The following is a 14449-nucleotide window of genomic DNA, read 5'->3' on the forward strand; positions in this document are numbered from 1 at the left end:
ATGACAGAGCAGCTCCTGCCCGACGTCGTACTCCTCGCGGACGGACCGACCGGCTTCACGGCGCTTCGCTCATTGGCGGCGCGGTGCCGCGTAGTGCAGATCTTCCGAAAACCGGACCAGCCCGAGGCGGGCGCGCTAAGGTCATTTGCGAACAATCGCGACATCCCGATCGCGGAGCTGCAGGAACTGGCACAACTTCGGAAAGTGATCGCGGACGCGCGCCCGGCGGCCGTTGTGATTTCTTCGTTCGATAGGATCATCCCGCCGCACATTCTCGCATTGTGCCGCTTCGTCAACGTCCACTATTCACTTTTGCCGCACTATCGCGGTCGCGCCAACGTCAACTGGGCGATCATCAATGGCGAGACGACTGCCGGCATCAGCATTCATCTCGTCATCCCGGAACTCGACGGCGGCAATCTGCTGTTTCAGCAGGCTATCCCGATCGGCGCGGATGACACGGTCACCGCGCTCTACGAGCGCCTCAACGCGATTCAGGAACGCGAACTCGGCGGGGTCGTGGTACGAGCGATCACCGGTTACCAGGGCACGTCTCAAAATACCGACCATGCCTCCTATGGCTGCGCCCGTGTTCCGGAAGATGGAGAGATAGACTGGCGGCAACCTACCGATACCATCGACCGGCTGATCCGCGGCTTAACGCCGCCATTTCCTGGTGCCTTCACCCATCTTGGCGGCCATCGGCTCATCATTGCCAACGCTTCACCTCGGGTTGACGCGCCCTGCTATATCGGCCGCGTACCAGGCCGGATCGTCGGGCGGTCGCCTACCGATGGCTGGGTGGATGTGTTGACTGGCGACGGCGTGCTGCGCCTGTTCAGCGTCCTTCCTCCCAATTCCGAGCGGCCGTGTGCTGCCGCTTCCGTCATCGGATCGACGCGAGCGACCCTCGGGCTGTCGCGTCTCGACCTTCTCCACCGGATCGTTGCGCTTGAAGATAGGCTCGCCTCGCTGGAGCAGCTCAAATGCGCTCCCGAGTAAGCACAACCATTCAGGCAAGGGAAGGCTCAGAGCATTAGCTCCTGTCTCATACCCCTTCCCGTCCAACCGTGGCCCACAGCCCGTCAGGGCCCGGGCTCTGCACGCGAACCCAGCGATAGGACGTCCGCGACCACGGCTTGATCTGTGACGTGAGATTGTCGAGGACCAGATCGCCGCTTCTGGTACGCACGAGAAGCACCAGATGATGTTCACCGGAACTGACGACGACTTCGCCCAATAGGAGGACGCGCGAGGGCCAGCCGCGCCGAAGCAAGTCGTGGCGCTTGCTCACCGCGTAATCGTTGCAATCGCCACGCGCGGGGTGGATAGTCCATACCTCGCCCGAAAGACCAAGCTCGTTGCGGACCGGTTCTATCGCCAGATTGACGGTACGATTGATCTCCCGCAGGTCTGCCCATCGCTTCTCGGTCAACCGGATCGGGCCGCCTCGAAAGGAGCGTCGCGGGCGACATTCGGCCTGATAGCGCAGGCAAAACACCGTGTAAGTGAGGGGCGGCAGAGCCGGGCGCCCCAGCTCGATATGCGCAGAATCCGCCTGGGGGACTCTCGGCGTGACCAGCAAAGCCGCTCGCGCCCACTGAACGCCTCCGATGACGATTGCTATGGCCGCTGCGATGACCGGGCCCGAGGTTCGCTGCATCTGCCGATCCCCCTCCGTGCGTCAAACCGTGTCGGTCCAGCCGGCGCAAACGCCCGACCCACATAATCGTTATTTAATATATTATATTCAATTATATTTAAATAGCCATAAATATTAAATCCGTCGCTCATGCGCGACGCGCGCAACTGTGCCGACGCGCCGAAAACGGGGAGCGACACCGCTTCGATCGCGGATGTATATTCGGGTGGATGGTGTTGAAGCGGCGCGCGGCAAAGGGCTCGCTCCGCACAGCGGCGCAATAATTGTTTGCCACCAACGTAATTTAATCGTTGATTTGAAAAATTACCGGGGTCAAACCATCAAACGGGCGATCTCGGGCGGGACCAGTCGCATGCCGGTCGAACTACTCGTCATTCTCGGAGCTGAAGCTTTGCTACTGGGCTTCGTAGCCACAATGAGGCTGCATGCCAGGCGAATGGACGTCCTGAGCGGACGATCATTCGAGCGCCCCATCGTCTCGCGGGGAGAGAAACGACATCCAGCGCGGTCGCTCCGTCGAAAGCTCCGCGGTTTACCGCGGGTGACCGGGAGGTGGACGATCTCATTACGCTCGTTCCACCGGATTTTCTACAGCGCGCCGATAGCCAAAATGCTGCTACGGGTCCTTCAAACCAGAGCGCCATCGCTGGTCCGGTTTCAGACGCGCGCGCGTCGGGCCGGCGCGCCCGTCCTCGGTGCTTGCGACCGCCCGGCCGTGCCTTCTTCGGCTGGTCGCGACACCGACGCGCAGGGAAAACACGCCGGTCCCGGATCCATGCAGTCGAGCGCTGCTGCCATCTTGCACCAACTCAGCGCTCCTTAAACGCCCTCCCGGCCTGATCCTGCAGCGGCTTGAGCAGGTATGAAAGCGCGGTCCGGCCTGCCGTCTTGATGAAGACCTCGACTGGCATGCCGGGCAGCAACTTTGCGGCCCCGAGCTCCGCCAGCCCTTCCGGCTTCAGCAGGACGCGGCCTGTGTAGTAACTCGTGCCGGCACGCTGATCCTGCGTGATGTCTGCCGAGACCATGCTGACCTCGCCATCGATTTCGGGCGTGGTCTTCTGGTTGAAGGCTGCGAAGCGCATTGTCGCAGTCTGCCCCACATAGACCTGGTCGATATCCTTCGGTGCGATCTTGACCTCGACCGCAAGCGAGTCCGCATCGGGTACGATCAGCATGATTTGCTCGCCAGGAGAGATCACCCCTCCGACCGTATGGACGCTGAGCTCATGGACGCGGCCGGATTGCGGCGCCCTGATATCGACGCGATTCAACTGGTCGACCGCCGCTGTCTTGCGCTCGCCCAGCTCGGAGAGTTTCGAGCGCGTTTCGATCAGGTCCTTGCCGACCTCCGTTCGGAGGTCCTGGTCGATCTGAATGATCTGGAGTCCGATTTCGGAGATCTTGCCCTTCGACTGAGCGATCATTCCTGCAAGCTGGCTGCGCTCGCCTTCGATGCGGGCGGAGTCGCGCTCGAGGGAATTGAGCCGCGTGATCGGCACCAGATTCTTCTGCCAGAGGGTGCGCACACCCTCGAGCTCCTGGCGGATGAATTCGACTTCCTTCTGCTTGGCCTCGGTCTGACCCGTATAGCCCTTGATTTCGTTTTCCAGCTGCGCGCCTTTCTCCTGCAGTTGCGCTTTTTGGCCGCTCCTCGCCTGACGGCGAAGGTCGAACAACTTCCGCTCCGCGGTGATCGCACGGCTCGCCTCGGAGTTGCTATCCCTGGCCCGGTCGAGCAGCAATTTTGGAAACACGACCTGCTCGGCACCATCGCGCTCGGCCTCGAGGCGCGCCTGTCGCGCCAGCAGCTCATCGATGCTATTGGTGACGATCGTCGCATTTGCGAGCGTCTGCGTCTGGTCGAGGCGGATCAAAACGTCGCCCGCTTTGACCCGATCACCCTGTCGCACGCGCAACTCACCCACGATTCCGCCAGTGGCGTGCTGAACCTTCTTGACGCTCGAATCCACCACGACGACGCCCTGAGCGATCACCGCGCCCGACAATTGGCTTGTCGTTGCCCAACCGCCGATCCCGAAAGTGACCAGACCCAACATGATCATACCGACGATCATGTAACGCTGGATCGATTGCATCGCCGGCGCCACCTGGCCGCTCATCGGCTGCCTCCTTGAGCTTCCGCCACCACCTTGAGCGGCACGGGATTCCGCAAGACCTTCCTGAGGACCTCCTCTCTTTCCGAAGGACTGAACCCTGCCCTCCCCGAGACACAAGACATGGTCTACGGCTTCAAGCGCCTTTGGACGATGGGCAACAACGACGACTATCCCGCCGCGGCGACGCACGTTCAGGATCGCCTCGGTCAGCGCCTCTTCGCCCTCGGCATCGAGGTTTGACGAGGGCTCATCGAGCACGACCAGGAACGGCTTGCCGTAGAAGGCACGTGCGAGCCCGATACGCTGCCGCTGCCCTGCCGACAGCGCCATTCCCCCTCGCCGATTTTCGTGCCGTACCCATCCGGAAGGGAGAGGATAAGATCGTGCGCACCCGCGGCATGCGCGGCCTCCAGCACAGCGGCGGCCGTCGCCTGCGGATCGAACCGCGCGATGTTCATCGCAATGCTGCCGTCGAACAATTCGACATCCTGAGGAAGGTAACCAATGTGCTTGCCGAGGGCGTCCGAAGACCAGTGCTCCAGCGCGGCGTTGTCCAGCCGTATCCGGCCTCGAATGCACGGCCATACCCCCACCAGCGCTCGGACGAGCGTCGACTTTCCGGATCCGCTCGGTCCAATGATTCCGACAGCTTGCCCGCTCCGCAGTTGGAACGACACTTCATGGACGCTGGGCCTCTCCGAGTTCGGCGCGCCAATAGATAGATGCTCGACGGTGAGTGCTTCAACAGGAGGAGGCAATGCCAGCCGTTCTTCCTCGCTGGGCAGAAGCTTCAGCAAAGCGTCAAGCCGTTGTCCCGACTGCCGCGCAGCGACGAACCCTTTCCAGTTCGCAATGGCCAATTCGACGGGCGCCAAGGCCCGCGCGCTGAGTATCGATCCAGCGATGATGATGCCGGCCGTCGATTCCTGATTGATGACAAGGACTGCGCCGACGGCAAGAACCAGCGACTGCAGGATTGCCCGAAAGACCTTGGAAGCGCCTCCGAGGCTGTTTGCGACATCGCTGGCCCGCTCATGGGCCGCGAGGTACTTCGCGTTGACATCGCGCCACCGCAACGCCGCCTGTTGCCGCATGCCCATGGCCTGCAGAACCTCGGCATTTCGTCGGCCCTCGAGCGCCAGCGCCGTTCGTGAGACTGCGAGACGCGAGGACGCCTTCGCCGGCCCCCGCGTCCGGGTTTCCGTGAGCATGGTAATGCCGATCAACACCAACGCACCTGCCAGAGCGGTGACGCCGATCCAAAAGTGAAAGAGAAAGCAAACGCCCAGATAGATCGGCATCCACGGCAGATCGAAGAGCGCGGTCGGCCCGCCGCTCGACAGGAAGCTGCGGACCTGATCAAGATCTCGCACCGGCTGCAAGCCGTCGCCATCGGCCCTCGTCTTCAGAGGCAGACGAACAAGCGCGTCGAAGATGCGAACGCCGAGCCTTTCATCGAAGTACCGGCCGACCCGCGCGCTGATCCTGTTTCTGACGAAGTCGAGCCCACCCTGAAACAGGTAGAGCACCGCGGCCAGGACCATCAAGGCGATCAGCGTCGGTATGCTGCGCCCGGGCAGCACCCGATCATAGACTTGCAGCATGAAGAACGAGCCGGTGAGCATGAGGAGATTGCTCATCCCGCTGAAGGCCGCGAGCGCCCAGAATATCCTGCGGCAAGACCGCAGAAATGCGGCCATCTCTGACTGCGGCTCCTCATAGTCCTCCGTCGGCCGGAAACGACCGACGAATATCCGTTGCCGAAGGGCTTCAACGAAGCGCCTTGCCCAGCCGACGAGCCGCGACGTCGACGGTTCGGTCTCATTCGCCAGCCGGCGCCCGGCCGACCATAGTCCTGACAAATGCATAATTGGGATCCGATAAAGATTCTGCAGGCGGGGGAATTATCCCCCGCCGTCCAGTATCAGTCATGACACCTGCCCCTTTAGTCATGCCTATGCGGGGGATCCCCTGAGAGATCCCCCGAGGCAATTGTTGAGTACCAGTTTTTGTCTGGCGAGCCGTCCCCTACGCGAAGTGGAAGTCGTGGCTGTTCAGCTTGTCGAGCTGCGTGTTCTTCAATGTGAGAGTGTCGCTCCCCGTCGCGATAACGACGTCGTGGCCTGACTGGGCCGCGTGAGAGAGAACGCTCGCAAAACTGTCGAATACGCTCTTGCTGAACTCGATCGTGTCGTGACTAGGTCCGCGGGCAGCGAAGTCCTTGATAACATCCTGGCCGAAGTTCGGCGCAAACTGGAACGTATCCGCCCCCGCTTTGCCAACCATGACATCGTTACCGGTGGTGCCGGTCAGCGTGTCGCTGCGGCCCGAGCCGATCATCGCCGCGCCCGAGCTGGTTCCGACCACGTGGCCTGTCGTGTCGACCTGCTCCGCGGTGAAGGCGTGGGACTTGCCCGACAGGTCGGAGGTCTGGAAGCTCCACTTGCCGTCGGCGTCCGTCGTGGACGAACCGACCGAGGTCGTGCCGTCATACAGCTTGATCTCGCTGTTGGGATCGGCCGTGCCCTTGATCGTTGCCGTGTGATCCCAGTGCTGGCGCACATTGGTAATCTCCACCGTCGAAGTGCCGCCGCCGCTGTGCGAGCCAATCGGCGGATCAATCGGCTGCGACAAGGCGCTGGTGTTGCCGGCTGGGTCGGTCGCCGTCGCGGTGAAGGTGTGTGACCCGTGCGTGAGATTCGGGGTCGTCACGCTCCAGTCGCCGTCACTTGCAACGGTCGTGGTGCCAAGCAGGGTCGTGCCCTCATAGAGCTTGATCGAGCTGCCGGCTTCCGCCGTTCCGGAGACCGTTGCGCGGTTATGCGTGGTCGGATCGCTCAACAGCACCGGAGCATCGGGGGCAGCGGTATCCACCGTGACATCCAGCGCAGTCGATGCCTTGCTGGTCACGCCAGAGACCGTGTCGGTCGCCGTGAAGCTGTGCTTGCCGTCCGGCAGCGCGGCGGTGGTGTAGTGCCACGCTCCGTTCGCATCCGCCGTGGCCGAGCCGAGCTTGGTCGCGCCGTCGAACACCTTGACCGTGCTGTTCGCAACCGCAGTCCCCGCCAGGGTCACCGTCTTGTCGCTTGTGATGTGGTCACCGGCAGTGCCGGTATCGTTTGAGAACGAGGCGATCTTCGGCGCGGCGGGCGCTGTGGTGCCCGTGCCCGACGTGCCCGAGCCGGTGCTACCCGAGGTCCCTGAACCGGACGTGCCCGAACCGGTGGAGCCCGTCGTCGTTCCAGAGCCAATGATCGCATCCACGGCCGCCGACGTAGCGCTGACGTTGCCGGCAACGTCGGTCGCCTTCGCCGCCAAGGCGTGCGAACCGGTCGACAATGCAGACGTCGTGACGCTCCACGCACCGCTCGAGCTGGTTGTCGCCGTCCCGACCTGAGTCGTTCCGTCAAACACCTTGATCGTGCTGTTCGCTTCAGCGGTCCCCGACAGAACGACCTGGTTGGCAGAGTTGACAGTGTCGCTCGCGATCGTCGGTGCAGCTGGCGCCTTGGTGTCGACAATGACCGCCACCGCAGCCGATGCCACGCTCGTCTGACCCGACGAGTTGGTCGCGGTCGCCGTCAACGTATGCTTCGCATCGGTCAAGACCTTGGTGATGTAGTCCCAGCTTCCGGTCGAAGTCGCGGTCGCCGTGCCGATCTGCGTCGAACCGTCATAGACTTTCACGGTGCTGCCAGCCGCGGCGGTGCCGTGCAGAGTGATCTGATTGGCGTCAGTGATGCCGTCGCCGGTCTTGCCGGTATCTGGCGACCAGGATGCGATGGCCGGCGCTGCCGGGACTTCCGGCGTTGCGGGGGGCGTCGTCGGTGAGGTCGTCGGCGTACCGCTATTTGCCGACGTATTGAGCGTCGACGCCAGCTGCGCGCCGTCCGTGTAATTCCCGGAGAACACCGAACTGTTCCCGCGGATCAACGCGTCGCCGTACTGCGCGCCACCAATGTGATTGTTGGTGAACGACACACCGGTGATCGAGGCCGTGCCCAGATTGGAGTCCGCGTATACGGTGTAAGCGCCACCGGTTAGCAGATTATTGGTGACTGTGACGTTCGAGACCGGCCCGAAGCCGTTGTCGATCATGACCGCCGAGGTCCACCCCCACTGGTTGATGATCGAATTGCCGTTGATCTGAATGTTGGAAAGGCCGCCATCGATCTGGATGCCGTCATAGTGCGGCGATCCGCCTGCCTGGAGATCGTGGATGTAGTTGCCCTGGATGACGGAGTTGCTCCCGGGAACGATGCCATTCTCCACGTTGAAGATGTTATTTCCGATGAACGTGCCGCTCCCCATGATGCCCTGATTGCCCGTGCCATCCGGTGCCCGGCCGGTACCATCGATGGTGCAATTCTGGACGACTGCGCCCGAGACTCCGGAATCGATGGTCACCCCGGCCCATCCGCCAGACGTGATCTTGCAGTTCTCAAGCGTCACGTTGTCCGCCTTGATGTAGACGCTTCCGGTGATGTTGAGTCCCGAAACCACCGCCCCCGCCTGCGTAATCACTACGTCTCCCGAAGGAGTGAGCGTTACCCCCGCAGGCACGCCGGTGTTCGTTGCGTCAGGCCATGCATTCGTTGTGGTCGCCAAAATGGTCTCTCCGTCTTTTCTGTATTATTCCCCGTTAATCGTCACCAGCATTTATTGTGGATTTGCGCTCTCGATTTAATCATGATCGAGATACGCCGGTGACGCGCTTGCAGGGCGTTAATGGTCGTCAGCAGAAGGCCTTTTTTTGACAAGACCACGGCTCCGCCAAGGTCATTTCGCCGCAAGCGCCGCCAGATTCTTGTTTTCGGAAATACGCAGGAAAAATCTACGCCACGGGAATCAAAAGCGTTTTCGTTTTAGCGGCGATCAGATTGGCGTAAAATACGCCCATCATGCACTTCACAGAAAAGATTCGCCCCAACTAGCGACCGGGCCAGCGATCATGATTGACGAGCAGGCACGAAGACCAATTTCACCGTCCGCAACACATTAAATAATCAACGGATGTATAAATAAACATGTCAGCGCATTATTAAATGCAGCGCACGAATCCTCGTTGCAGCAAATCGCGGCAAGACACTCCGCACATGGTTGCTGTGATCGGCGACGCCCAAGATGACGTAGTGAATGAACTTGAATGATGGAGCGCGATTGCTTCGACTTCGCGCGAATGCAGAACAGAAAGCGGAGTCATTCAAATAACGTCGCCGACGAGAGTCGGCGGCAAGGGCCGTCGTCCAACCGCCGATTGTTTTCGCCGGCGGCCATCAAAGCATTACCGGCGTCTAAGCCTTCCGGCACAGAAATACTTTCTCACCCCGGATAAGCCCATATTGCGCAACTTGCGGCTCGATCGCGGTATATTCATCGACGACGAAGCCCGCACGTTCCAGGCGGCGCCGGAAATCACGACCGAAAAAGCGGACGTGATCATGCTGATTGAAGTACAGGATCCGATCCTCTACTGTTCTCTGCCTCGACCGATCCTCAAACGTCTCCTGCCACCCTTCAATGAGCGGGATCATCGCGACCAAGGTGCCCCCTTTGCGCAGTATCCGGAATAGTTCGGGGATTGCCAAGCGATCGTTCACGTGCTCCAGGATGTGGCAGCAGATGATCAAATCGAGCCTGTTATCCTCGAGATCGATCCTTTCGATGTTGATGTCGAGATCAGCGCCGCTACCGCCGAATTCACAGGTGAGATAGCTGCGCGGCTTCCTCGCCTTTATGTACTTCGTAACACCCGTTTCGGGCGCGAAGTGAAGGATATCCTTTCCCGTAAACAAGTTCTGCTCGGCGTCGCAGAGCGCCAACAACCGATGCCGCTCATGTGACAGACAGTTCGGACAGAGCGAATCGAAGTTGATCCCCAATGCCAGCGGATTTGCGTACGCAAAGAAGCGGCCGCGATACCCGCATACCGGACAAGATCTCTCGAATCGTCCGAACAGGAAGCGGATCGTCCGTAGCCCGCTTCGCAATGACCAGATATAGGGGCGCAACCGGCCCTTGATGCTTGCAGTCGACGATGTTGCCACGTCAAAATTGCTCATCTTGCACTCCCAACATCTGCCATTCCCTGAGCGAAGCACGCACTCCGATGCAAACGCCCCAGAACGTCCACATGTAGTTCCAGAAATGCACCGTCAAACCTGTGAACAGGAAGACCATGCAGGCGATCGTAAAGCCCCTTTGAATCTCGGTCGAACGAAGTCCGCGCACGGGCAGCATCGCCGAGAGATTTAGAACGATAAGGAGGATGGTGACCGGTATGCCGTAATGCAGGCTCGTGACGAGCCACACGCTGTCAACGGTTCGGTCGAGCAGATAATAGCCGAACGTCACGAATCCCGCTCCGGTCAGCGGCGACCGCCACACCTGCGCGGAGACTGCGTCCCAGATCATGAGGCGATAGAATCCAGTCTGAGGCTCCAGCGTCGCGTGAGACAGCAGCCAGCTGAGAGGATTGTTTGTCACGGCAGTGACGGCAACCAGGAACATGCCCGCCCCGGTCCAAAGGAGATGCCATCGCCAGGGGAAGCGACACAACAACCGGTCGTAGACGTAGCTCGACACGACGAGGACCATCCCCATGACGGCGGCCGAAGATAGCGACAGTAATGCGCCGAAGAAACATAGACACGCCCACGACAGACGCTTGATGGGGCTCGTCGTCGAGAACAGCACGATGGCGGCAGCCAACGAACAGAAAACGCCGTAGAGAATTGGATGGTCGAATGTCGCTATTGCGCGCCGCAGACCCGCTCGCACTCCATCTGCACTCGACTTGCCGTCGTCCACAAAGGCGTCAGGCTGCGGTAGGAGTGTCGCCATGATCTCGCGAACGATCCAATGCCCCGTCAACACGTCCGCTACCGCAACGCATATCGCAATTGCCGCGAATGCCTTGACCAGACGAATGAACTGCTGGACCGCCGGCGGCTCCAGAACGAAGGCTCGCGCGACAAAATATGCTCCGACAAAGTCGAGGACCTCCGCAACAGCGGAAAATGCCGATTGCGGTCCGGCGGCATAGGCGGCCGCTCCCACCATGGCGAGCGCAAGCGTCCCCGCCAACCCGTCCGACAGCAGGAGCCGCCGGGTAGGCTGCAATAGCTGCGCAAGCGCCGGCATCAGCAGGACTATGAGGGCTATCCTGGTCGGCGTTAGCTTTGCGCCGGCAATCAGCACCTGCAGTCCCGATGGCAAGACGATGCCCATGAGAAGGAGGGGGACGGCCCAACTGATGCGATGAGGAATGGTCGATCGGACTCCCGCCCCCGTCGCGCGAATTCGCGCGTCCCCCGCAACGAAAGCATCGCTGGGATAGCTCATGAGGCGATCTTCCCGAAGGGGCTGAAGCAGCCCATCAGCTCTGGCAGGCTGTCCGGTTGGCCAGGCACGTGCGGGCGCTTCATCTGATTGCCTCCTGCGCCGCGACTTTGCCAAAATTCAGATTGCGGACCAGGTGCCAGCCGTCAGTCGCATTTCGAAGATAGGTCGGCCGATTTTTCCGAAACAGGGTGGGCCCATACTGTCCGGAACCGATGTGATTGTCGGTGATTGAAACATTCGAGATCGGATTGTCGTTGAACTTCCCGTCCGAATAGATCGTATAGCTGCCGCCGGCGAGAAGATTGCCTTCGATGACGATATTGGAGACCGGGCCAAACTCGTTGTCGATCATGATAGCGCCGGCCGCGCCGTGCGAATTGATGATCGTGTTGTGCCGGATGACCGTGTCCGAGATGCCGCCATCGATCTGGATACCGTCGTAGTGTGGTGCCCCGCCGGCATTGAGATCGTGAATAAAATTGCCTTCGATCAGATTGTCCTTTCCGGTCAGCACGATTCCATTCTCGACATTGAAGATATTGTTACGTTGGAACGTGCCCTGTCCCATGATGCCCTGGTTTCCATTGCCATCGGGACCGGCACCTAGACCGTCGATCGAGCAATCCCTGACGACAATTCCTGTCCGATGCGGATCGATCTTGATGACGGCCCACGCTTTGGCCGAGATGCGGGACGTCTCGATCGTCACGTTGTCGGCGTTGACCGTTACGCCGCCCTGAATGTCCAGTCCCGAAATTGTCGTGCCGGCGACGGCAATCGTGAGCGGACCCGATGGCTTCAGCTTGAGATCCCTAGGCGGCCCGGTGTTGCTTGCGTCCGGCCATTCGGAGGCGAATGCCGGCTTTGACGGGTTATTCGGTTCAGCTACCACGCCGGCCGGGATTTGGAGCGCTGCGACTGCAGCGGCTACACGGGCACCGTAGAGCGCAATTTCGCTCCTAGCACGCTTGCGTTCAAACGCATGCTCTCCGGCTCCTCGCCAGCTCCGCCACGGTCCCGCTGCGCTATTGAATCTCATCGTTCTTCTCACCTGCCGCAGCCCCACGCCCTCATGCCGGTTCGGCTCTCTGTACCTCGTAACCGCCAACCCACTCTCGCCGACGCCTCCAGACGGCTTCCCAGTACACCGCATTCTCCTGCCATTCCGCATTGCGCGCCAACGCGGCTGCCATCCTGTAGCCGTACCAGCGTGTGAGCGGCACGATCCGGTGCAACGCCTGCCCAATCGTCCGCGCGGGCCAGCCAAAGTGGCGGTTGATCAGGGTAATTCTCCCCTTGAACACCTTCACTCTCTTGTCGACGGGCACGACGTCCGATGCTCCGCCATAGTGGACAATGGTCGCCTCAGGCGTGATCGCAGGCCGCGCACCGAGCGATCGTGCGCGGTGGCAAAGGTCCGCTTCCTCTCCGTACATGAAAAAGGTGGGGTCGAACCCGCCTAGCCTCTCCCACAGAGGCCGGTCGATCAGCAGAAAACACCCCGTAACGATGTCGACATGCCGCGAGGTATCTCGGTCCCAACCGCCATAGGCCTCGGAATTGAGAATCGGATTGCGACGACCGAAGTAGGTAAGCCCCAGCGCGAAGCACAACAAATTCCACAGACTGATTCTTCGAAAGCACGAGGTGCGATTGAGGCTGCCATCCGGAAAGACAGTGCGGCCGCCCCAGACGTGAAAGGAAGCGTTCGCGTCGGCGAACTCCAAAAGACGATCGATCGCGCAATCGAGAATAATGGTGTCAGGATTGAGTAGGAGCAATCGTCGGCCCCGCGCCTGTTTTGCAGCCAGATTGTTGGCGCGCGCAAAGCCGACATTACTGTCTAGGGCAATGAGCTTGACCTCTGGAAACTGGCGGGCAATTGCGGCGGCCGACTGGTCGGAAGAGTTGTTGTCGACAACGATCACCTCATAGCGCACCGTCACCGTCTCCGCGACGATCGATGCCAAACAGTCGAGCGTCATCTCGCGGGTATTGTAGCTCACGACAATGATGGAGAGATCCAGCTGCCGATCCACTCCCTGACGTCCGTCATCATGGTATGCGTTGCACATAGCAGCTTCGCTCCTCTCGCCGCTCGTCGCGCTATCGCCTCGGCCTGAGATCGGGTGCTGGTGTCATTTCATTCCGCTGCGCCGGCCCCAACTGTTCCTGTCAGACTGTTACTCTGCTCATGACGGCCCGCAGCTGGCTCACTCTCAACGCCTCGTCCGCTGCCTGGGCGCGCAATGTGCGACGACACCCAACGCGAAACCGACACCTTTTGCTTCAGCGCCGGCGCTTCGACAAATCGCCAGGAGGCATACGCCAGAACGAGAGTTACCGATCCCGCTAGCAAGGCCAGCGGCCAGCCGGCTGCGAGATCAAATACCGTCAGGAATACCAATATGACCGGTGAATGGATCAGGTATACCCCGTAGGACAGATCGTGCTTAAGTGGCACTCGGCTGGTGACCTCGGAGAGTCCGAGATAGACTACGAGGTACGGTACACACAGCGGCAGCGCCACCGCACCCATCCCGCTGGCAAGACCAATCAACGCGAATCCCGAGGCGACTGCGGCCCCGATTCCGGAGAACGGGATAGTTTGACGGTAGAGGTAGAGGTTCGTACCGGCGATGAAGTAGACGAAGAGACCGATGAAATCCAAGAGCCGTTGCGGACAGGCGGCACGCAGCGATGGCGAGAGCGCCAGCCCAACATAGGCGAGATAGACCAGAGCGAAACTGATCACCGTCAGCACACGTCGACGGAGAAAGCCGGCCACGCTCAGCGCCGCCAGCACCGCATATGACCAGACTTCGACATTGAGCGTCCATAGCGGTCCATTGACCTGCACCTGCTGTCCATGCCGCATCACGCCGGGCAGGTAGTGAGACATCAGGGTAAGAACGTTCTTCAGATACAGGTAAAGCTCGGCGCTACCGAAGTATTCAGCCAGGGAATAAGTCGTCAGGGCTGGCCCCAGCACGAACATCGACGTGATGACGACGACGAACAGTGCAGGCAGGATGCGCAACGCCCTATTTACGCCGAACCGGACGAGATCGCCGGATCGGGCTAGGCCAGGCGCCAGCAGGAAGCCGCTGACGCAAAAGAAGATGATGACTGCAAATAAACCAAGCTGGATGAACCCACCGCTGAACCGATAAAGGACGTCGTTCACTCCCCACCAAGCATGGTGACCAACCACCACGAGTGCGGCTGCAAGTCGAATTTGATCAAAGCCGGGCCCTCGGGCCGAAAGGACGGCCAGCCGATCACCGATCGTCGTCGCCCTGACCGGAATCATCGATCTCTC

General features: G+C 60.5%; 9 protein-coding genes and 1 pseudogene. 1 reads left to right on the top strand and 9 read right to left on the bottom strand.

The features are described from left to right. Entirely contained in the window at positions 1-1002 is a 1002-nt protein-coding gene (locus ACETMP_RS09635) for a methionyl-tRNA formyltransferase (RefSeq protein WP_375160741.1), read from the top strand. Between the two features lie 46 nt (positions 1003-1048). On the opposite strand, the gene ACETMP_RS09640 is transcribed toward ACETMP_RS09635, so the two are convergent. From ACETMP_RS09640 to ACETMP_RS09680, 9 genes and pseudogenes are all read right to left on the bottom strand, one after another. Beyond that, a complete protein-coding gene (locus ACETMP_RS09640; protein WP_375160742.1) occupies positions 1049-1663 on the bottom strand; it encodes a transglutaminase-like cysteine peptidase in 615 nt (204 codons plus the stop codon). A gap of 809 nt (positions 1664-2472) precedes the next feature. Further along, the gene (locus ACETMP_RS09645; RefSeq protein ID WP_375160743.1) at positions 2473-3786 is read right to left on the bottom strand and encodes an HlyD family type I secretion periplasmic adaptor subunit; all 1314 of its coding nucleotides are present in this window, start codon (positions 3784-3786) and stop codon (positions 2473-2475) included. After that, positions 3783-5715, bottom strand: a pseudogene (locus ACETMP_RS09650) (type I secretion system permease/ATPase). The gene ACETMP_RS09645 and the pseudogene ACETMP_RS09650 overlap by 4 nt, the downstream one beginning before the upstream one ends. A gap of 96 nt (positions 5716-5811) precedes the next feature. After that, positions 5812-8307 (bottom strand): Ig-like domain-containing protein, encoded by a 2496-nt coding sequence (locus ACETMP_RS09655; RefSeq protein WP_375160744.1) that lies wholly within the window; start codon positions 8305-8307, stop codon positions 5812-5814. Between the two features lie 770 nt (positions 8308-9077). After that, positions 9078-9845 carry a class I SAM-dependent methyltransferase gene (locus tag ACETMP_RS09660; protein ID WP_375160745.1) on the bottom strand — a complete coding sequence of 256 codons (768 nt, stop codon included), beginning with the start codon at positions 9843-9845 and terminating at the stop codon, positions 9078-9080. Then, on the bottom strand, positions 9832-11127 hold the full coding sequence (locus tag ACETMP_RS09665; RefSeq protein WP_375160746.1) for an O-antigen ligase family protein: 1296 nt from the start codon (positions 11125-11127) through the stop codon (positions 9832-9834). The genes ACETMP_RS09660 and ACETMP_RS09665 overlap by 14 nt, the downstream gene beginning before the upstream one ends. Before the next feature lie 79 nt (positions 11128-11206). Further along, complete coding sequence (locus ACETMP_RS09670) at positions 11207-12166, bottom strand: right-handed parallel beta-helix repeat-containing protein (RefSeq protein WP_375160747.1); 960 nt, start codon at positions 12164-12166, stop codon at positions 11207-11209. A gap of 31 nt (positions 12167-12197) precedes the next feature. Beyond that, the gene (locus ACETMP_RS09675; RefSeq protein WP_375160748.1) at positions 12198-13166 is read right to left on the bottom strand and encodes a glycosyltransferase family 2 protein; all 969 of its coding nucleotides are present in this window, start codon (positions 13164-13166) and stop codon (positions 12198-12200) included. 104 nt (positions 13167-13270) lie between these two features. After that, positions 13271-14440 carry an acyltransferase family protein gene (locus tag ACETMP_RS09680; RefSeq protein ID WP_375160749.1) on the bottom strand — a complete coding sequence of 390 codons (1170 nt, stop codon included), beginning with the start codon at positions 14438-14440 and terminating at the stop codon, positions 13271-13273. Positions 14441-14449: the final 9 nt, after the last annotated feature.

This window comes from Bradyrhizobium dasycarpum (assembly GCF_042019905.1).
GTDB lineage: Bacteria > Pseudomonadota > Alphaproteobacteria > Rhizobiales > Xanthobacteraceae > Bradyrhizobium > Bradyrhizobium japonicum_B.